We start from the raw sequence: 19179 nt of genomic DNA on the forward strand, positions 1-19179 counted from the left end.
TAAAATCACCTACCTTACTTGCAAGTTCCATGCCAATTTCGAAAACCTCTATATGACTGAATAATTTGAATAATTAGATATATATTGGTTCTTATTGGTTTTTTTTTGCCCTCACGTTAAACCCAAGAAAGAACCATAGGCGGCTCCTTCAAATCATCATCACCCCTATTTCTCCTACCACAAGAATGACATCCACCCCTCCAGCGCATACTATCCTATTGACACTACCAAAAGGGTGAGCGCAATGAATCAGAACCAATCAGGCCATTTAGCAGAAAGAGTCTCAGGGATCCTTGCATCCTTCGGAGAAAGCTCGGATGTCAAAACCCGTTATTTGAAGTTACCCGGCAGCCATCTTTCTGCCTGCCTCCTTTACATAGAAAACATTGTGGATACGATGTCCATTCAGGAGCATATCATCGAACCTTTGTTGCAAAATCCGATGCCTGATGAAGAGAAACCTTTCTTCCCTTTTATCATACAAGAGGTACTTCAAATCTCTGATATCGAGGTCGTCGAAGACATGGACAAGGTCATCGATAAGCTGGTGAATGGATCCACCATCATCCTCTTTGATGGCGAGTCAGAGGTTCTTTCAGCCGATACATCCAAATGGGAGGAGCGATCCCTCTCCAATCCGAAGGGACAGCGCACTGTCCAGGGTCCGGATATCGGCTTTACGGAGAGTCGCAGCGGGAATGTGGCCCTCATCAGGAAATACATAAAAAACCCAACGCTCCAGGTCCATACCGAAGCCTACGGGAAGATCACGAATACGTCTGTCACACTTGTATACCTGGAGAATCTGGTGGATTCAGAGATTCTTTCAAGCATCAAAGAGAAGCTGAACGAATTGCCCTATGATTCGGTCATCGGTTCGAATTATATTACCGAGTATTTGACAAAAGAATCAAAGTCCCTTTTCCCTTTAGTCTTGAACTCTGACAGGCCGGATGTAGCGGCTGCGGAGATCTTGGAGGGAAGGGTGTGCATCGTGGTGGACGGAACCCCGTTCGTGCTGATTGCACCGGCTGTGCTCATTCAGTTCTTCCAGTCGCCTGACGATTATTACTTAGGCAGCGAAGCCACCAAATATGTGCGGCCTTTGCGTTTTATTTTTTTCTGGTTATCTCTCTATGTCCCAGCCTTGTATGTAGCATTTACGACCTTCCACAAAGGTCTTCTGCCGGTGAATTTATTGGTGGGTTTCACGGCACAGCAGCAGTCCGTCCCGTTTCCCACCGTCTTTGAAACATTACTAGTATTAACCCTGACAGATGCCATTTATGAAGGCTCGAGCCGTCTGCCGCAGAACCTTGTCATCACCATCTCTCTGTTTGGTGCCATCGTTTTCGGCCAGGCATCCGTGGAAGCACAGCTCGTACAGCCCGTCACCCTGGTGATCATCAGTATTTCGTTTATTTATTCGAGTATCATCCCGATTGCGTCCCTGAACTATTCCGTCAGAATTATTAAAATCAGCTTGATTTTGATCGGAGCACTGCTTGGATTATATGGAATCGCCCTTTTCACATTAATGTTATTGGTTCACCTCTGCTACCTGAGATCGTTCTCGGTACCGTACCTTGCACCAATCTCACCTTTTACACGTCAGGACATGCAAAAGGATGTCTTCATCCGGAAGCCCATTCCTGAAATCAACCAGACCATACCTGCTTTTCATAAAGAAGAACAAATGGAAGATCAGCCGAAAAAGGAGAAGGACTCGTGAATCTATCCAAATTACGTCTCATCACCATTTTGTTCATCCTGTTGGGATCGATTATCGTAGGCTATATTAAAAATAACCAATTAAATGAAGTTGAACTCGTATCTGGACTGGGGATTGATCAAGTAGATAAACAGTATGTCGTTACCCTCCAGATATTTAACCCTTCGGCCAATCAAAAGAATTCAGTGGATCCGACAGGCGGATTCACCTATACCCAAAAGGGCAAAACCATACCGGATGCCATTGAAAAAATAAAGAAAGAAACGTTGAAAGAACCCATTCTCGATACCCTTCAAGTCGTCACCTTAAGCGAGAGGCTTGTAGAAGAGGAGGGCTTGAACGAAACGTTGGATTTTCTTGTCCGCAATCCACGGGTTCCAGCGAGTATTAACACGATCATAGTCAAAAATGCTAGTCCCGAGTTATTTTTAACCTTGTTCACCCCCCAGGAGAAACTGACTGCTTTGTATACGAATACGATGCTCAGAAACTCGAAAGGAGTATGGGGAAATCTCGTGAACACTTCATCAGAGCGGATCCTAAGTTATTTAACAGACCATACGTCGGATATCATCATCCCTTATGTAGAAATTCATGGCGACATCGATCAAGGAATGACAAAAGGAAATATAGAGAGTTTCTCCCCCGCCTCCCACCTTTCACTTGAAGGATTTGCGACTTTTAGAGGAGAGAAGCTTTCTTCCTTCTTAACGAATGAAGAAAGCAATACGTTGGCACTTATAAAAGGAATCGACCAGGTGATCAACATCTCTGCACCATGTCCCGATTCAGATGATGAATTCACGATGGATACCATTTCTACTTCTTCCTCCCTGAAAGGAGGCACGGAACCGGTCTCATTCCGGTTAAAGGTCATGGTCAAAGGCAACCTCGAGCAAATCGGGTGCAGGAAGGATCTGACGAAGCTCTCCCTAAAGAAAGCACTGGAGTCTCAATTGGAGAAAAAAATCAAGGCAGATATAGAGGCAGTCATCAAAAAGGTTCAAGAAGACGGTACTGACGTAATTGGACTGAAAGATGCCCTTTACCGTCAGGAGCCGAAGACTTGGGACAAAAAGAAGACAGACAAAAATTTTCTATCGGATGTGAACGTATACACGAGTGTCAATGTAGAGTTCATTCGGTTCGGCCATATTAAACAATGATACAAAAAGGAGGATGGAAAACATGAATAAGGTATCCATGTCCACGCTTGAACTATGTTCCATGATGCTTCTTTTCCTTACTGGAAGTACCATCGTGGTCGGCTTGAACTTCACCGCCATGGAAAGCAGCATTTGGGCAGTGACGATCGAAATAGGATTTGGGATCATCTTATTCTACTTCTATCTTTTTGTAGTAAAAAAGAGCTCGTGGAAGGAGTTCATCCCCCTTCTGGAAATGGGATTCGGTTCCTTTTTCGCCAAGATCATTGCATTCGTCTTCAGCTTTTACTTTCTATACATTGCAGCCAGGGTCATGAATGACTTTGCCTTTTTCACTACCCAGATCCTTTATCCCGATGCCCCCAACTGGATTGCTTCTGTTCCTTTTTTACTCGTTGTCGGCTATTGTGTGATGCTTGGGATTGAAGCGATTGCGAGAAGCGCAGTGATCATGACCTTCTTTTCTTTTTTAATCCTGGTCTTATTGTGGCTGCTCGGTTTCTTCTCGGAGGAATTCCAGGCAAAGTACCTGTTCCCTCTGTTCTCACATGGATGGAAACCGATCAGCACCATGATTTTCCCGACAGGACTGACATTTCCTTATGGAGAACTCGTCGTATTTCTTGTATTGGTTCCACTCGCGGCCAATAAAGAAAAGCTGCAGAAGTTCGTTTGGATTCCAATCGTCATTGCAGGCGTCATCATCTTGATCACCATGGAACTGGTCATCGGTATCTTACATGCCCCCTTCGCCAATACGTATTACTTCCCATTTGTTAAAGCAATGGAATTGGTGACATACTTAGGGATCATTGAGCATATGGAAATCTTCACCTACCTCCTGTTAATCGGTGGAGGTTTCATAAAGGTGTCCGTCTTTATCTACGCTGCACGAGTCGTCCTAACCCAGCTATTCAAGGTAAAACAGAAAAATTGGCACGTCTTCATCTTAATGGCGGCGGTGTATCTCCTGTCCCTCCATCGAAGCGGAGACATTGCGGAGCATTTATACGTGGGATTGAAGCTCGTCCCCTACTATCTCCATATTCCGATTCAATTCGTCCTTCCTTTTCTATTAGGGGTCGTGGTGTTTTGGAAAACGAGAAAGAAAGCTTCATAAAAAAGAGGCTTATCCCTTTTAAAGATAAGCCTTTTACTCTTTATTCCGAAACCTTCACAATCGTTCTCCCTCTAGCCTTTCCAGCAAGAATCCCAGACAGTGCCTCGGGCAGATCATCAAATGAGACTTCGTGCTGGATGTCCTCAAGTCCATCCGACTTCAAGTCCGTCGCCATGCGCTCCCATAGCGTGACTCTCAGGTCTTTCGGACAATACACCGAATCGATTCTCAATAAGTTGACGCCTCTTAAGATGAACGGGAACACCGTCGTCGGTACGTCCCCACCGCCGGTCAATCCACTGACTGCAACGGATCCCCCATACTGGGTGTTGCTCAATACCGCGGCAAGCGTCTTACCCCCGACAGGATCGATGGCACCGGCCCAGCGCTGTTTCCCGATCGGACGGATCTTCTCCGGATTTACGTCATCACGTGAAACGATTTCTTTCGCGCCTAAGCCTTTTTTGTGATTTTATCAGCGATTTTCATTTCCTCCTCTATTTGCACAAAGCACAGATCCGGCGCCTACTCTCTTCCAGGAGAACCTGGAGGATTATATTTCGGTGGAATCCGGAGCCACCCCCTTGAAATCATGAGGTTCTTTAGCGGGGCGGCGAATTTCATTAGATTGATTTGAATGGAAAAGAACATCAATCCAACATCGGTCCGGACCGTTTTCGCCATGGCCTGAGCGCAAAAGGTGATGGAAGCTGCCACTTTGGCAGAAATCAGATTGGCGATTTCATCATCCTTCAGCTTCACACCTTCCGGCACAGCGCTTGGTTCAGAATCCGGCTTTTTTGGATTAACGAGTGGCAGAGGCACCCCTTCTTCTAAAAGGAGTTTCTCGATCCTCCTCGTATCCGAAATACTCCCTTCCAGTGCATTTTGCAGCATATGCCGCATATCTTTGTCAGTTGTAGTGTTGAGACCTATCTGATAGAGGGCATGGGCTTCATGGAAGGCAGTGAATGCCGTCCAAAGATCCATGACTTCACCGACATGGAGAGGAGGCTTTGGTGCTTCATCTGTGAAATTCTTCATGATGGCTGAGATCGCTTCGAATACATGGGTCATCTTTGAACCTCCTGTTTGCTTGTTTCTCCTATTATTCCTCTATATTTGTCAGGCATACAGAAAAACCAAAGGGACAGATACCCCGGAGTTGGATTGGTCCGAGATATCTGTCCCCTTATGCAGCTTTAATCAGCGAAATCCACTCTACTCGACTATACCCAATCCCCACTTCAAATAGCCCATCAATAACTCCGTCTGCTCCTTCAACTGAATCGTCTCAGAATCCAGAATGGCATGGTCCATCGCCATTCCGTCGATATGGGAGATGATAGCCTTGGCCATCACCTCTGGGTCAAATTTCGGTGTAAACTCCCCTGCTTTCACCCCTTCTTCGATGATGTTGACGGTCATTTGATACGCCTGGGAAAAACGTTTCCTTGCATGCTCCTGCCTGCTTTCATCGTTCCTCCCTGTGATGAAGTATTCAAGCTTGGAAGGCGCAAGGGCATCCATTTCATTCGTTGCCTTTTTACTCTCACCAAGGAAGCTCATGAGCAAGACATCCCAATAGCTTCCCTGTTGCTTCAGCATGGCCTCTATACTCCCTTCGATGACTTCCACCTGCTCAGATTCGATCAACGCTTCAAAGAGATCGTCTTTGTTATCGAAATATTGGTACAAACCGCCCCGGCTCACACCGGCGCGTTCCATGACGTGCTTCATGGTCGTATTTTCATAGCCGTGTTCGCTGAAGACTTCCCGGGCTGCCTTTAATAAGTTAGAGCGGCGCTGCTCCTTGTGTTCCTGACTGACTTTCGGTGACATCAGTCTCCTCCTCTACTTTATTTCTAACTGCGATTGATATAAAGAATAATACGATTAATAGTGAACCCGTCACAATAAAAGACGGGATGATTCCGATGATGGTCGCAAGGGCTCCCCCTGCCAACGGCCCGACGATCGTCGCCGTTGTCGTCGTGCTATTCACGACACCAAAGACCCGACCCGTCATATGAACCGGCGTCTTCTCCTGGGTCGCTGCCTGGAACGGGATGAATACGAGACCGGCAGATGCCCCTGCCATTAAGCCAAGTGCCGGGACCCATACCATCGACAGGCTTAGATCAAAATGGGTCAAAACCCCCATCGATCCAAATCCCATGCCGATTCCAAGTACCCCGACACACATATAGACAAATGCGTTGTAGTCCGTTTTCTTAGAAAGATAAATACCTGTTAAGAGCATCCCGACACCTGCACTTGCTACCAGGTACCCAAGTAGATTGGGCGAAACGTCTGTCAACTGGCGTAACAGGACGATAAACTGGGAATCCGATAACTGCAGGATCAACAAGCTGACCCCTAGTAAAAACAGTCCATATAATAAGAAACTACTTTTCTTAATGAACGTGAAGCCGACCTTGATTTCTTCCTTGAAGGAAGGTCCGTCCCTCTTCTCTGCTTCCGCTTCCACTTCCTTGACGGCTTTAGGCAGCATGAAGATGAGGATGGCCGATAGGAAGAAGGTAGCTGAGTCCAGATAGAAGACGTTGTAGGTTCCGATCAGTGATACGAGAATTCCGCTCACAAGCGGACCTATGACCTTCGTACCCGAATCGATGGTGGAAGATAGTGACATGGCCCCTTTGATCTGCTTATCAGGCACAAGTTCCTTCAACTTCCCGTTCTTCGCCGGGATGAAGACTGACGAGAACATCCCCGTCAGGAACAGGCATCCATACACCATCCACACGTTCGTGGCGAGGGTCAGAAGCAGGATCAGTACACCCCTCACCAGATCGGAAAACACCATCAGCGTCTTCCGCTCCATCCGGTCGGCAATTGTACCCGTGACCGGTCCAAGTAAAGCCATCGGCAAAGCAAGACTTAAGATGATCAATGACATCTGCATCGGTGTTGCTTCCCATTTTAACCCGACAAGCGTAATGATCGCCACTATACTCAACCAATCCCCAAGTCCCGAAATCGCCTGCGCCGTCATCAATGTGATGAACGGTTTGTTTTTACGTAAAGAGTTCTCCATGTGAATCTCCCCTTTTAAAAATGACATTAGTGTCGTTTTGTTAATTTTATTATATCGACACTGATGTCATTTTGCAACCGTTTTTAGAAAAAAAAAAAAATTGTTATACTTAACCTACGATGGTTACTCATTATTCATTCAATGAACGGAGGTATTCACGTGCCTAGCGCAGTAAATCTTGATATGTTGACCGAAGAATTTGAATCACAATTTGAAGGATTTCACTATTTTCTCCATTTAGAGACGATGGAGGTGGTCACGGTGTCCACGGGGATTTTAAGTCAAGCGGAAGATGAAGAGCCGATAGACGGGCTTGAGGACTGGGAGCTGACTGAATATGCCAATGCGGTGGGTATTCTCGAGCATCCTTCCCTCTATCTGGACCTGCCCGATCGGGATGAGGTCAATGAGTATCCAATGATGGAAAACTTCTGCATCTCCCTGGAAGAGGGTCCCGACAAAGAACGGCTGATCTCAGCCATTCAAGGACGGGGAGCATTTAGGAGATTTAAGGATCTGGTAGATCAGTTAGGAAAAAGGAATGAATGGTTTGCGTTCAGGAAGCAGTGCTACAGGGAGGAAGCGAAGGATTGGTGTGAGTTTCATGGGGTGAAGTATGAATGAAGACGTTGGTAGAGAGCTCATGATTACCATGAGCCTCTCTGCACCTTATGACTCCCGATTATCAAACATACTGACACACTTCTTTTCCGTATGTTTGGTGCTACCTTCAATGATATTGGTCACATCCGATGATACCTTATCTTCCTCACAAAATTGCCTTACCTGCTTTCCTTTCTTCGTCACTCCATAATAATAGGTAATGTCCGGTTCATCTTTGAAAATGACCATATAATGTCCATGATAGAAATCCCGATTGATCAGGTATTTCGGTTCTACATAATGCGATTTTTTTATCATATCCTGTGGAATCCCTTTTTCCTTTAAATAATCAGGAACATGCTGATTCACAATATACTTTGTGTACGGATTTCCATTGTTCAGGACATACAAAAAAACGGCTGGAATAGCAAAGATAGCCAGGACGATGATGATTGTGATCAAAGCTGAAAGCCGATTTCTATTCATCTGTTCTACTCCTTTCATCATAATGGAATTTACTCCGCTAGCAGTGTCCCATAGTAATACCCTGCATCCTGAAGAGCCGCCTGCATATCAATATAATTTGTAATCGCAGCAAATAGCGCTCCGCCAGCAAGACAGGCAAGAATCACCATGGCTGTCGTCGGGATATGCTTGCGTTTTTTATATGTAATGAAAGTTGTCAGGACGACAATGGCAAAATAAACGGCCGATATGATCATGGTGAATCGATGACCGTCCGCTTCATTGACGGCTACCCGAAAATCATCCAAGCTTTGGTCATTCTCACTGTTTTCCTTTATCGTCTGTTTATAATCTTCATCGCCGATTTTCCAGGTGAAAGAATTGCCTTCTTTTATGACTTTATAATAAAAACCCCCTGCATCTCCTTTTGTTATGACCTCGGTTGACTCAGCATTCACCTGCATAGGAATCAAACCAAGCAGGAATACTATGACCATTGCTTTTTTCAACTTCAACATCCCCTTTTTTAAAACAGAAGCTTATCCCTTGACAAAAAACCGTAAATATATAATAATGAATATCGAATTAGAATTATTACAATCTGTTAATGATTCTCAATCAAACACATACTTAGGAGGAATTTACACTATGTCATTAATCGGTTCACAAGTCGTACCATTTAAAGCAGAAGCATTCAAAGACGGTGAGTTCATCACTGTTACAGACGAAAGCCTAAAAGGTCAATGGAGCATCTTCTGCTTCTACCCTGCAGACTTCACATTTGTTTGCCCGACAGAACTTGAAGACCTTCAAAATAACTACGATACACTTAAAGAGCTTGGCGTAGAGGTATATTCTGTTTCTACGGACACGCACTTTACACATAAAGGCTGGCACGACAGCTCTGAAAAAATCGGTAAAATCAAATACGCAATGATCGGTGACCCGTCACAACGCATCACTCGCGGATTCGACGTATTAAATGAAGAAGATGGTCTTGCTGACCGCGGAACATTCATCATCGATCCAGATGGCGTGATCCAAGCAGTTGAAATCAACGCTGGCGGAATCGGCCGTGACGCAGACATCTTAGTTAGCAAAATCAAGGCTGCACAATATGTGCGCAACAACCCAGGCGAAGTTTGCCCGGCTAAATGGCAGGAAGGTTCTGAAACACTTAAGCCAAGCCTTGACTTAGTTGGTAAATTATAAGGAGTGCTAGGCATGCTCGAAGCAGATATTAAAGCACAATTAGAACAATACCTGCAGATGATGGAAGGCGACATCGTCCTGAAAGTCAGCGCAGGGGAAGATGACATCTCAAAGGATATGCTGGCTCTTGTTGAAGAGCTTTCATCCATGTCATCCCGCATCTCAGTGGAAAAAGCAGAACTGACAAGAACACCAAGCTTCAGCGTGAATCGTCCTGGTGAGGAAACCGGCATCACTTTTGCCGGGATCCCTCTTGGGCATGAATTCACATCCTTGGTCCTTGCCCTTCTTCAAGTGAGCGGCAGAGCACCGAAAGTGGATCAAAGCGTAATCGACCAGATCAAGAGCGTCAAAGGCGAACACCACTTTGAGACGTATGTCAGCCTAAGCTGTCACAACTGTCCTGATGTCGTACAGGCACTGAATATCATGAGTGTCCTGAACCCGAACATCACGCACACGATGATCGACGGAGCTGCCTTCAAGGAAGAAGTGGAACAGAAGAACGTCATGGCTGTTCCTGCAGTCTACCTGAATGCGGAATTCTTCAACGGCGGTCGTACGACGTTAGAAGAAATTCTATCTAAGATCGTAGAAGGCCCAAGTGCCGATGAGTTATCGGGTAAAGAACCTTATGACGTCCTTGTCGTAGGTGGCGGACCTGCAGGATCCAGTGCGGCCATTTATGCGGCACGTAAAGGAATTCGTACAGGAATTGTCGCTGAACGCTTCGGCGGTCAGGTCCTAGATACGATGAGCATCGAGAACTTCATCAGCGTGAAGCAGACGGAAGGTCCGAAACTTGTGGCGAGCCTTGAAGAACACGTGAAGGACTATGGCATCGATGTCATGAACCTTCAGCGTGCCAAGCGCCTCGAGAAGAAAGACCTTGTGGAGCTTGAGCTTGAAAGCGGTGCGGTCCTGAAGAGTAAGAGTTTGATCATCTCGACAGGTGCTCGCTGGCGCAACATCGGCGTTCCTGGTGAAGAGAAGTTCAAGAACAAAGGAGTGGCTTACTGCCCTCACTGTGACGGACCTCTATTCGAAGGGAAAGATGTCGCTGTAATCGGCGGAGGAAACTCCGGTATCGAAGCAGCCATCGACCTTGCAGGAATCGTCAAGCACGTTACAGTCCTTGAGTTCAACTCTGAGCTAAAAGCCGACGACGTGCTGCAAAAACGTCTATATAGCCTGCCGAACGTAACGGTGATCACGAACGCTCAAACACAGGAGATCACGGGTACAGATAAAGTGAATGGTATCACTTACAAAGACCGTGAAACTCTTGAAGAGAAGCACGTCGAACTACAAGGTGTATTCGTCCAAATCGGTCTTGTGCCAAACACAGACTGGCTCGGCGACCTTGTGGAACGTACGAAATTCGGTGAAATCATCGTCGACAAACACGGTGCCACCAACGTCCCTGGCGTATTCGCCGCAGGAGACTGTACAGACAGTGCCTACAACCAAATCATCATCTCCATGGGATCAGGAGCAACCGCCGCACTTGGCGCGTTTGATTACCTGATTCGGAACTAAGATGACTTTACTGGAGGTCCGTCCCTCGTTTTGAGGGACAGACCTCTTTCTGTTTTCGCGATCCTTTTTCTTGAAATACGTTATTAATCTACTAAATTTTAACATATCTATATTGTTATTTACTATTATAAAGAGAGGGACGGACCTCTGTTTCACCGAAACAGAAGGTCCGTCCCTCCTATATTATTTCCCTAATACATAGGTTTTGTATCCGCCGCTCAGGTTGCTGGCTTGGAACCCGTGGTTGGTCAGGATTTTGGTTGCGAGGTAACCTCTTAATCCTACCTGGCAGTTGATGTAGATATGTTGCTGTTCAGGGAGTTCGCCCAACCGATCTCGCAGCTCTCCCAGTGGGATATTTACTGATCCCATGATAAAGCCACACTCTATTTCTTCCGGCTCCCTTACGTCCAGGAGATATCCGCCTTTTTTGAGGATGTCATCAATCTCATGATGATGGACGATGCTCAGTTCCCGATCAACAACATTCCCTGCTACATACCCTGCCATATTGACTGGATCCTTCGCAGAGGAATAAGGAGGTGCATAGGCAAGCTCAAGATCGGCCAAATCCCATACGTTCAACTTTCCTTTAATGGCGGTTGCGATAACGTCGATCCGTTTCTCTACTCCCTTGAATCCGACTGCCTGGGCACCGAATATCTCACCAGATTCAGGATGGAATAGTAGCTTCAGTGAAAGTTGGCTTCCTCCTGGATAGTATGTTGCATTGGAACTTGGATGAATATGCACGGCTTCATACGCTACTCCGAGTCGCTTCAACACTTTCTCGTTATTCCCAGTTGCCGCCACGGTCAAATCGAATACTTTGGCGACAGAAGTTCCGAGACTGCCTTTATACTCCGTAGCTTTTCCATTGATATGATCCGCTGCCAGACGTCCCTGGCGATTCGCCGGCCAGGCAAGTGGGATCATCGCAGGAACACCCTGGACATAATCCTTCACTTCGATTGCATCCCCGATGGCATAAATGTCAGGGTCATCGGTTTGAAGATGGGAATTGACGACAATGCCTCCGCGTTCGCCAAGCGTGAACCCAGCTCTACCGGCCAGTTCGTTTTCAGGTCTGACCCCGATAGACAGAATGGTCAGATCACTCCGCAGTTCTTTTCCGCTTTGAAGGACGATGGTACGTCCGTTATCCTTAAATGCCTTTACTCCATCATTTAAGTACAAATCGACATCTGCATTCTTCAGTTCACGGTGGACGATCGCTGCCATTTCATAATCGATTGGCGCCATTACCTGATTACCGAGTTCCACCACTGTCACTTTAACTCCACGATGATGGAGGTTCTCTGCCATTTCGAGGCCGATGAATCCTCCGCCGATGATCACCGCTTCTTCTGGTTTCGTTTCATCGACCCATGCTTTGATTCGATCTGTATCAGGGATATTTCTCAGAGTGAAGACTTTCTTTGCTTCCGTCAACCCTTCTAACGGAGGAACAATCGGACGAGCACCTGGAGAAAGAATCAGCTTATCATAGCTTTCTTCATACACCTTTCCGGTGTCCACTTTCTTAATTGAAACGGTCTTACGGTCACGGTGAATTTCCACCACCTCACTCAGGTTCCGAATATCAAGATTGAATTTCTTAGACATCCCCTCTACCGTTTGAACCAGTAAAGCGTCCCGATTCGTAATGACTTCCCCGATATAATACGGGAGCCCGCAATTAGCAAAAGAAATGTATTCTCCCTTTTCCACCATGATGATCTCATCTTCCTCACTTATACGGCGAAGCCTAGCTGCTGCAGTGGCTCCTCCGGCAACCCCACCTACAATCACGATTTTCTTCTTCATGGCCCTTTCCCTCTCTCTCCGAACAAAGTTTGTTAAAAATTTCACAAGTTAAGTTTTAAGTAGAAGTACTTCCTATACTTTTATTATATGACTCTTTTTCCGGAAATCAATATACCCCCATGTGTATATTCTGTGACACATTGAGGGACGGACCTCCATACGCCTCGAATACAGATTAGCTCAGGCTAGTTTGGAGGTCCGTCCCTCTAAAAAGTCACTCAACAAAATTCCAGCACGATGCCGGCTTTATCGTCGCTTTTTTTGAATCTGGGGTAAGTGATGCATTCCGGATCTGATTCTTCCAGGGTGATAAGGTCTTGGGCATATTGCTCGATTCCTTTTCGGAGGATGTTGTTAGCGGTATATTCCCAATAAGATTCTCCTTCGGGTATCGATTCCGTCGGCAGGAACAATCCGTCCGTCATCAGGATCAGATGGGTCAAACCCACCTTATTGATCTTCCCGTATTCGAAATAATCGGCCGCCTCCTCTTCACCGTTCAGGACACCGTACCCTTCTACCGTATTACTCATCTTACGGTTGGCAATTAACTGTTCTTTCACATGAGGCATGATGTCATCCCTAGTCCGTACTCCCCTTCGGATGCACTTCCTCCATATTTCAATGGCGTACTCTTCCAAATGCTCCACCTGCAGCCTCGTCAAGGAACGGACTTCACCGCTCTTATACACAGCGAGGATCATACAGTCCCCCGTTTGAATGAATTCAACCCCATTCTCCATCAACCGTATCACGGCAACGGCCGTACCCCAAAGTTTCTCTTTCCGATTGATGTCGATGCCGTATGTATACATTTTCTCATGTAAACTTTCATTAACCTTTACTAAGGTGTGAAATAGTGTTTTCCCTTCTTCTTCAAGGGATTCAAATGCTTCCTTTACCATGTGGGAAGCGATGTATCCACCTGTCAGGTTTTCGCTTGAGGTAAACGGAACAAAGGACGATACCCCGTCTGCGACCCCGAACAGGGAGCCCTGTTCATTGATTATCAGTGCATCCTCATTTAGAGTTCCGTCCCCCTTGATGGTGACATGATGAAGTTTCATATGAACACTTCCTTATTTTCTAAATCATCGAATCTACGAATATATTGGGATGTCGCCATGCCACTCACTTCGGCACCACATCCCGATATAAGAACCGGTCACGCCCAGTCATCATGTCCGGCGTCACTCTCTCCTCTCCTAGCTCATATCTTAACGGAAATTCAAAGTTCGGTCCGTCAAACACAAACGTATGAAACTCCCCATTTTCCCCGCACACATCGCAACTTTCAGGATAGTCTGCTAGAAATTCTTCATCATACACTCTGCCTGCGAAGGATTGTTCCAACTTCTCCAGATCAATGCAAGTGAGGACGGTTTTGAAACCGAGCTCGATGAACTCTCGTCCCAGTTCTGCGACAGGGCGACCCCACAACGGGAAAATCGGTGTGATACCCGTCCCTTCAAGCATCTCTTCCCGATACGCCCGTACATCCGCAAGATGGATATCCCCGAAGACCATATGCGTGACCCCGTCATCCAGCATACCGGAGACTGCCTTCTCCATCCGTTCCTGATATACTTCATTCGGGCAATCCTGGGGAATCCAAACCTCACGCAGTGGAATACCGAGTGATTCCGACTGCCTCTTCAACATTTCATACCGGACCCCATGGATTGAAACCCGGTCGAACCCTTCAGTTAAGGTCACAAGAAGTGAATCCACCTCGTAATCAGGATTTTTTTGAATTTCATATAATGCCAGGGTGGAATCTTTACCACCACTGTATGCGATGACTGTTTTCATTTGATACCTCCGTTTTTCATGAGTATTCTCACTCTTCATTATTCCAAACCCACACCTATAACTCAAACATTAAAAGTGGCCTGTAAGGGCACCAGGCTTGCCATGATTCCTTAAGACTGTATTATGGCTAAGGTTTTCTTTCATTTCATCTCAGTTTCAGACTGCCTGCTGTCCCTACCCTTCTATTGATGTCTGAAATCAAACGACTCACCCGGTACTTCCAACGACACCCCATTAATCACCACAGTATCCTTATCCGTCCACGAAATCTCGGCCGTCTCTTCCCGGTAGTTCCAGTAAATATTTTTCGTCTCGTACTCTTTCTCGTTATAAACCAACTCGCCTCTCACAGCATAAGAAGTCGTCGCTCCCCCATTCGTTACGTACGCCCGCAGCGTATACTTCCCATCCGGTGACGACTCCTCTGTCAGAAACTCCCCTTCCGGCAGCCTGTTCATATCATAAAATGCCCAATAGACCACATAGATCCCGAATGCCAATACACATAACAAAAAGATACCTAACACAGTAAAAACAACCTTCTTTTCCGTTTCTACACCTGTATAGCTTCCCATAAGATGTACTCCTTTCACCTTTGGAGGGACGGACCTCAAATCTCCTAACGATTCATTTCACCCAAGCCAATTTTGAGGTCCGTCCCTCTCAAAGCTCCACCCACAAGGTCTCCTTTAACTCCTGTCTCGATGTAGCTTCTTACCAACTTCCACCCATCTTCTACTTTTTTGAAGGTGTCGAAGAACAGGTTGCCGGTTTCCATTGGTTTGCCGTTTATTTTGATGGTGGCATAGAGAACAGCCATGAATTCATGGTCTTTCATTGGAATGACCCCCACTTCATGGATTTCCCATTCTCCCTGACTGCCTTTCACGTATTCGAATCCCTGTTTCCAGCCCTCTATCGATCCCTCATATCCGAACTCTGCGATGTCTCCATCCCTGACTTCCCTGGCTTGATAATTCGTAGAGATGAAGCTTTCCAACTCAATTAGGGATGAATTCTCCCAAGCTTGTAAAAATGCATCCAGGGTCTCTCTCACTGTTTGGTCATTCATGATAAACCTCCTAAACTTCGATACTACCAATTATTTCAAATACCACTCCTAAACTCAATGCCTACAAAAATAGAAGCCTGACTTTTTCAGTCAAGCTTCCTTTGATCTTCATAATATTTGCCGATTTCCCTGCCCTGTGCAGAGAATCGTTCGTTTCCATATGTAGAGAAGTGCTCTCCGCAAGAGGTTTCCGTTACCTGTATTTCATCATAGAAGATCTCAGTGCCGCTTATACTTCCACCGCCGCTGTGATGAATACACTCATCTGCCATAGGGGTTCGATTTCCCACATTATCAACATACACATACCGATTCTGACTAAGATTATAACTCCGATCGCGAGTAGACGTCCGATATATGCCATATCGCTCAATATCCGTTCTCATAAGCGTAGGCAGACTCTCCACTTCAACAGGGATCAATGAATAGCCTTCATCATTTTTCAAAGGCGGCCGATCCTCTGCGCCGTGGAACACAACAATCGTCCCTTCATATCCCTCAGGAATCAGATAGAGGTATTTACCTGCCGGTTGTTCATTCCTTCCCGGTATCCAATTGACTGCCACAATGACAATGGCCAAAACGACAACGACACTTCCTGCTTTTAAATAAAACCGCTTATTGTCTCCATCTACCTCAGATGAATCCTTCCTTTTCAACCACTCATCCACGAAGAAAAAGATCACAGCACAGATCACTGCGAACCAGGCAAACCCGTCGATGACCAAATAAGTGAGTCCCCCGAATGAAGCGTGGATGATTCCTGCAGCCAACATCCGTCCCCTTCCCATCCTTTTCGTCAGCCAGTCAGAAAGGATGGATACCGGAATTCCATACGCAAGATTCCCAGCCAGGGCGTACATCAGGACAATAGGAAAGATCCAGAGTCCCCCGTCTGCTATACTAAAGATGAGGATGATCACAGAAAGTGTAAGACTCGTATAACATGCTGCTTTCACTTTTTTCATCATGCCAACCTCCAAAAAATAGAGATTGTGAATAAATTCACATTTTAACCTTACCATATTTTGTGATTTTCATCAAACAAGCTCCTTGCTCCACTTCACTACTACCAACAGCACAAACCCATGAATCAACGCCACCAACGCAAGCATTACATATGGGATCACCCCATCCCACGCATCCACTCTATACGTTTTATCAGAGGAAACGATGAACATGATTCCAGCAAGGAGCAAAAAGAAGATCTGATAAACAGCCACAGGATATAATCTGCTCTTATATAAGGTTCCCTCACGGATCAACACTCTGACAAAGAATCCATTCCACACCACTGACACCAATACCCCCATTAGGATGGGGCCAAAGGAAAGCGTAGAGCTGAGGATATCAGTGAACCAGAACAGACAAACGCACATAAGAAGTACCCCGACAATGGAAAACAATATCTTCTTCATTCGACTCCTCCTCGTTTCAACATAGTGTAATTTTACACCGAAAAAGAATTATTTTCCAAGGTTTTCTTGAAAATTGTCTTCAATGTGCCATCCATTGTTTACTATCCTCTCACAAGGGAAACACACTACTACAATCACTTAAAGGAGGAATTCATTATCGCACACGATCCAAAACAGGCCGTCGCTCAAATGAATGAAGACAAAAAGGAAGAGATTATGCAACATTTTGATTCTTTCAAAAATTATTTAGGGAATCAGGTTCATAAGGGAGAGAAGCTGGGTCTTAGTGAGGAAGCACTAGCAAAAGGTGCTAAGCGCGTAGCCGATTATTTAGCGGAGCATGAGGAACCGCGAAACCGGGAGCAGAAAATACTGAATGAGATGTGGCATGTAGCGAATAAGGAAGAGCGCGAGCATATGGCGCATGTGTTAGTAAAACTTGCTGATCAAACAAACGACTGACCACGGTTCCGAGCCCCCAGCCATCTATGGGGGCTTTCTTTATGGTAGAACGTTATTCTTGTAATGTCATACCGATTTGAGTCAAGGCTTCCTTCACGGTAGCCACCGTTGGAATAGCAGATAAATCAATCCCCACCTCGATTGCTTCCGTTGCCAAATCCGGCCTGATACCGGTTATGATTGATCGAACACCGAGAAGGGTTAACACATTGGTAATTCTAAAGAGATAATCGATAACCATGCGATCCAGTGCATAAGCACCGGAGAAATCAATGATCAGGCGATTGACGTCTTGTTCCCTTACTTTAGAGGGGATTAATTCTAGCAAGGTCATGGCTTTCTCCTGGCTTATCTTCCCCCTCAATGGAAGAATTGCCACATCATTAAGTAACGGTACAAGGTTCGCGGATAATTCATTGATTTCATCATTCATCTTAAATTGATTCTTCTCCGTTTCTTTCCGCTTTGTAATATCCCAGATATAGGTCTGAATGGCCCTTCTGTCCCCCACTTTCACTGGATGACAATACAATTCGACCTCTACAGGTGTCCCATCCATTCGGTAGACCTTTTCTTCAATGACATCCGCTGGTGCTTCATAAGCTGATTGTATTCTCTGACGGATGGCTGCCTTTGAGGTTTCCTGGAATAAATCAAGGGGACTCCCACCGATCATACTTTCTTTGTTGCTCCGGAAGAATGCTTCCGCTGCATGATTAACGTACAGGACCTTATAGTCCGTGTGGAGAATGAGTGGATCCCGTGAATATTCCATAACTTCCAAATAATCTATCTCTGCAACCAAAACATTCACATTATCACTCCTTTTCACCTAAGTTACAGGTTGAGTGATAAGATATCAAGAATGTTGTATCCAAAAGGAACTCCTTATTGACCCTGATTCTCCCAAACTTCTCCTATTTTTCTGCTTCTGAACACATACTCTACCACCCATCTAATCAGATAAGCCAAAATGAAATAGATGATAAAAGACCACCACACTTCCCATTTATAAATGGTGTAAATGTGGAGCCAGCGAAAGAATGGTTCCGCTATAAAGGATGCCCCTCCCGAGATCATGAGAGTGCTATAGAAAAACGCCTTCCCCTTAGGAAAGTATTGATATTGCAGCATATAGGTGACTGGTATCAAGGCATAATCAAATACGTATGCTTTCGGTAGAAGGGGAATCAATTGGCAGGGGTACCCCCATAACCCAAGCTCATACCCCATTCCGTCCAAATTCGCCGCGACAATGATCCATACCAAACCCAGGAAGAATAGTTTAGGTTTATTTCCTGCATTTTTTGTTAGGCGGATAAACGCCACCCAAGTCAAGATGAAGAGTGTGAGGATAAACCACCATTGAAGAGACAGAAAACAATCATCCAACCAATAGTTGATATTTTGAAGTTTGATTTCCTTTACCTTTTCTTGTATTTGATCGTATTGTTCCTTCATATGTTATCCCCTTTTGAAAAATACCCTTCAATTTTCAGCATGTTATCTTGAATGATAGTGTTTGCCAATCATGAATATGTATTCTTCCATCTGGTTCAAAGGTCCCCTCCTTTCATATAATCGAAATATTTCGTTTAATGAACCTGTATGAGAGGTAGTGTATTTATGAAAAGGCTTACTATGATGGATGATTGTCTACATATATTCGAAATATCCTAAAAGTGTGGGG

21 protein-coding genes and 1 pseudogene are annotated in these 19179 nt (G+C 45.5%); 7 read left to right on the top strand and 15 right to left on the bottom strand.

Annotated features, from left to right (window positions below; translation table 11 throughout):
• Nucleotides 1-244 precede the first annotated feature (244 nt).
• From KYJ26_RS12075 to KYJ26_RS12085, 3 genes are read left to right on the top strand one after another with little or no spacing between them, the layout of a single operon-like run.
• On the top strand, nucleotides 245-1732 hold the full coding sequence (locus tag KYJ26_RS12075) for a spore germination protein (RefSeq protein WP_219167517.1): 1488 nt from the start codon (nucleotides 245-247) through the stop codon (nucleotides 1730-1732).
• Nucleotides 1729-2898: a Ger(x)C family spore germination protein gene (locus KYJ26_RS12080; protein ID WP_219167518.1), complete on the top strand. Its 1170-nt coding sequence runs from the start codon at nucleotides 1729-1731 to the stop codon at nucleotides 2896-2898. The genes KYJ26_RS12075 and KYJ26_RS12080 overlap by 4 nt, the downstream gene beginning before the upstream one ends.
• A gap of 22 nt (nucleotides 2899-2920) precedes the next feature.
• Nucleotides 2921-4018, top strand: a complete 1098-nt coding sequence (locus tag KYJ26_RS12085; protein WP_219167519.1) for a GerAB/ArcD/ProY family transporter — start codon at nucleotides 2921-2923, stop codon at nucleotides 4016-4018.
• 40 nt (nucleotides 4019-4058) lie between these two features.
• On the opposite strand, the pseudogene KYJ26_RS12090 reads toward KYJ26_RS12085, so the two are convergent.
• The 4 genes and pseudogenes from KYJ26_RS12090 to KYJ26_RS12105 form a co-directional block, all read right to left on the bottom strand.
• Nucleotides 4059-4478 (bottom strand): annotated as a pseudogene (locus KYJ26_RS12090) (MDR/zinc-dependent alcohol dehydrogenase-like family protein); the annotation flags it as partial.
• A 65-nt stretch (nucleotides 4479-4543) separates the two neighbouring features.
• Nucleotides 4544-5095: a DUF3231 family protein gene (locus KYJ26_RS12095; RefSeq protein WP_219167520.1), complete on the bottom strand. Its 552-nt coding sequence runs from the start codon at nucleotides 5093-5095 to the stop codon at nucleotides 4544-4546.
• Nucleotides 5096-5239: 144 nt separating this feature from the next.
• Nucleotides 5240-5860, bottom strand: a complete 621-nt coding sequence (locus KYJ26_RS12100) for a TetR/AcrR family transcriptional regulator (protein WP_219167521.1) — start codon at nucleotides 5858-5860, stop codon at nucleotides 5240-5242.
• A complete protein-coding gene (locus tag KYJ26_RS12105; RefSeq protein WP_219167522.1) occupies nucleotides 5814-7079 on the bottom strand; it encodes an MFS transporter in 1266 nt (421 codons plus the stop codon). Before KYJ26_RS12105 ends, KYJ26_RS12100 begins: the two co-directional genes overlap by 47 nt.
• A gap of 159 nt (nucleotides 7080-7238) precedes the next feature.
• Between KYJ26_RS12105 and KYJ26_RS12110 the strand changes: the two genes are divergently transcribed.
• On the top strand, nucleotides 7239-7703 hold the full coding sequence (locus KYJ26_RS12110) for a UPF0158 family protein (RefSeq protein WP_219167523.1): 465 nt from the start codon (nucleotides 7239-7241) through the stop codon (nucleotides 7701-7703).
• 45 nt (nucleotides 7704-7748) lie between these two features.
• Here KYJ26_RS12110 and KYJ26_RS12115 read toward each other — a convergent pair whose 3' ends face one another.
• Entirely contained in the window at nucleotides 7749-8168 is a 420-nt protein-coding gene (locus KYJ26_RS12115; RefSeq protein ID WP_219167524.1) for a DUF3139 domain-containing protein, read from the bottom strand.
• 29 nt (nucleotides 8169-8197) lie between these two features.
• Complete coding sequence (locus KYJ26_RS12120) at nucleotides 8198-8656, bottom strand: geobacillin-26 family protein (protein WP_219167525.1); 459 nt, start codon at nucleotides 8654-8656, stop codon at nucleotides 8198-8200.
• 139 nt (nucleotides 8657-8795) lie between these two features.
• On the opposite strand from KYJ26_RS12120, the gene ahpC reads away from it, so the two are divergent.
• Together ahpC and ahpF are read left to right on the top strand one after the other, a co-directional pair.
• A complete protein-coding gene (gene ahpC, locus KYJ26_RS12125; RefSeq protein WP_206855898.1) occupies nucleotides 8796-9359 on the top strand; it encodes an alkyl hydroperoxide reductase subunit C in 564 nt (187 codons plus the stop codon).
• Nucleotides 9360-9371: 12 nt separating this feature from the next.
• Nucleotides 9372-10898: an alkyl hydroperoxide reductase subunit F gene (gene ahpF / locus KYJ26_RS12130; protein WP_219167526.1), complete on the top strand. Its 1527-nt coding sequence runs from the start codon at nucleotides 9372-9374 to the stop codon at nucleotides 10896-10898.
• A gap of 183 nt (nucleotides 10899-11081) precedes the next feature.
• Here ahpF and KYJ26_RS12135 read toward each other — a convergent pair whose 3' ends face one another.
• The 7 genes from KYJ26_RS12135 to KYJ26_RS12165 form a co-directional block, all read right to left on the bottom strand.
• Nucleotides 11082-12725 carry a CoA-disulfide reductase gene (locus KYJ26_RS12135; protein ID WP_219167527.1) on the bottom strand — a complete coding sequence of 548 codons (1644 nt, stop codon included), beginning with the start codon at nucleotides 12723-12725 and terminating at the stop codon, nucleotides 11082-11084.
• 218 nt (nucleotides 12726-12943) lie between these two features.
• Nucleotides 12944-13792, bottom strand: a complete 849-nt coding sequence (locus KYJ26_RS12140) for a protein phosphatase 2C domain-containing protein (RefSeq protein WP_219167528.1) — start codon at nucleotides 13790-13792, stop codon at nucleotides 12944-12946.
• A 64-nt stretch (nucleotides 13793-13856) separates the two neighbouring features.
• Nucleotides 13857-14537 carry a Dph6-related ATP pyrophosphatase gene (locus KYJ26_RS12145; RefSeq protein WP_219167529.1) on the bottom strand — a complete coding sequence of 227 codons (681 nt, stop codon included), beginning with the start codon at nucleotides 14535-14537 and terminating at the stop codon, nucleotides 13857-13859.
• 182 nt (nucleotides 14538-14719) lie between these two features.
• Nucleotides 14720-15112 carry a DUF5412 domain-containing protein gene (locus KYJ26_RS12150; protein WP_219167530.1) on the bottom strand — a complete coding sequence of 131 codons (393 nt, stop codon included), beginning with the start codon at nucleotides 15110-15112 and terminating at the stop codon, nucleotides 14720-14722.
• A gap of 44 nt (nucleotides 15113-15156) precedes the next feature.
• Nucleotides 15157-15609, bottom strand: a complete 453-nt coding sequence (locus KYJ26_RS12155; RefSeq protein WP_219167531.1) for a nuclear transport factor 2 family protein — start codon at nucleotides 15607-15609, stop codon at nucleotides 15157-15159.
• 86 nt (nucleotides 15610-15695) lie between these two features.
• Nucleotides 15696-16580 (bottom strand): DUF6843 domain-containing protein, encoded by an 885-nt coding sequence (locus tag KYJ26_RS12160; protein WP_219167532.1) that lies wholly within the window; start codon nucleotides 16578-16580, stop codon nucleotides 15696-15698.
• 69 nt (nucleotides 16581-16649) lie between these two features.
• Nucleotides 16650-17027, bottom strand: a complete 378-nt coding sequence (locus tag KYJ26_RS12165; protein ID WP_219167533.1) for a hypothetical protein — start codon at nucleotides 17025-17027, stop codon at nucleotides 16650-16652.
• Nucleotides 17028-17093: 66 nt separating this feature from the next.
• Between KYJ26_RS12165 and KYJ26_RS12170 the strand changes: the two genes are divergently transcribed.
• Nucleotides 17094-17489, top strand: a complete 396-nt coding sequence (locus tag KYJ26_RS12170; RefSeq protein ID WP_374939762.1) for a DUF3243 domain-containing protein — start codon at nucleotides 17094-17096, stop codon at nucleotides 17487-17489.
• Between the two features lie 52 nt (nucleotides 17490-17541).
• On the opposite strand, the gene KYJ26_RS12175 is transcribed toward KYJ26_RS12170, so the two are convergent.
• Nucleotides 17542-18303 (bottom strand): PAS domain S-box protein, encoded by a 762-nt coding sequence (locus tag KYJ26_RS12175; protein ID WP_219167534.1) that lies wholly within the window; start codon nucleotides 18301-18303, stop codon nucleotides 17542-17544.
• Nucleotides 18304-18377: 74 nt separating this feature from the next.
• Entirely contained in the window at nucleotides 18378-18950 is a 573-nt protein-coding gene (locus KYJ26_RS12180) for a CBO0543 family protein (RefSeq protein WP_219167535.1), read from the bottom strand.
• Nucleotides 18951-19179 lie beyond the last annotated feature (229 nt).

The organism is Rossellomorea orangium (genome assembly GCF_019334305.1).
Lineage (GTDB): Bacteria > Bacillota > Bacilli > Bacillales > Bacillaceae_B > Rossellomorea.

Coding starts and splice junctions, on each gene's coding strand:
- KYJ26_RS12075 (WP_219167517.1), top strand. CDS start 245: ATGAATCAGAACCAATCAGGCCATTTAGCAGAAAGAGTCTCAGGGATC.
- KYJ26_RS12085 (WP_219167519.1), top strand. CDS start 2,921: ATGAATAAGGTATCCATGTCCACGCTTGAACTATGTTCCATGATGCTT.
- KYJ26_RS12095 (WP_219167520.1), bottom strand. CDS start 5,095: ATGACCCATGTATTCGAAGCGATCTCAGCCATCATGAAGAATTTCACA.
- KYJ26_RS12100 (WP_219167521.1), bottom strand. CDS start 5,860: ATGTCACCGAAAGTCAGTCAGGAACACAAGGAGCAGCGCCGCTCTAAC.
- KYJ26_RS12105 (WP_219167522.1), bottom strand. CDS start 7,079: ATGGAGAACTCTTTACGTAAAAACAAACCGTTCATCACATTGATGACG.
- KYJ26_RS12115 (WP_219167524.1), bottom strand. CDS start 8,168: ATGAATAGAAATCGGCTTTCAGCTTTGATCACAATCATCATCGTCCTG.
- ahpC (WP_206855898.1), top strand. CDS start 8,796: ATGTCATTAATCGGTTCACAAGTCGTACCATTTAAAGCAGAAGCATTC.
- ahpF (WP_219167526.1), top strand. CDS start 9,372: ATGCTCGAAGCAGATATTAAAGCACAATTAGAACAATACCTGCAGATG.
- KYJ26_RS12135 (WP_219167527.1), bottom strand. CDS start 12,725: ATGAAGAAGAAAATCGTGATTGTAGGTGGGGTTGCCGGAGGAGCCACT.
- KYJ26_RS12140 (WP_219167528.1), bottom strand. CDS start 13,792: ATGAAACTTCATCATGTCACCATCAAGGGGGACGGAACTCTAAATGAG.
- KYJ26_RS12145 (WP_219167529.1), bottom strand. CDS start 14,537: ATGAAAACAGTCATCGCATACAGTGGTGGTAAAGATTCCACCCTGGCA.
- KYJ26_RS12150 (WP_219167530.1), bottom strand. CDS start 15,112: ATGGGAAGCTATACAGGTGTAGAAACGGAAAAGAAGGTTGTTTTTACT.
- KYJ26_RS12155 (WP_219167531.1), bottom strand. CDS start 15,609: ATGAATGACCAAACAGTGAGAGAGACCCTGGATGCATTTTTACAAGCT.
- KYJ26_RS12160 (WP_219167532.1), bottom strand. CDS start 16,580: ATGATGAAAAAAGTGAAAGCAGCATGTTATACGAGTCTTACACTTTCT.
- KYJ26_RS12165 (WP_219167533.1), bottom strand. CDS start 17,027: ATGAAGAAGATATTGTTTTCCATTGTCGGGGTACTTCTTATGTGCGTT.
- KYJ26_RS12180 (WP_219167535.1), bottom strand. CDS start 18,950: ATGAAGGAACAATACGATCAAATACAAGAAAAGGTAAAGGAAATCAAA.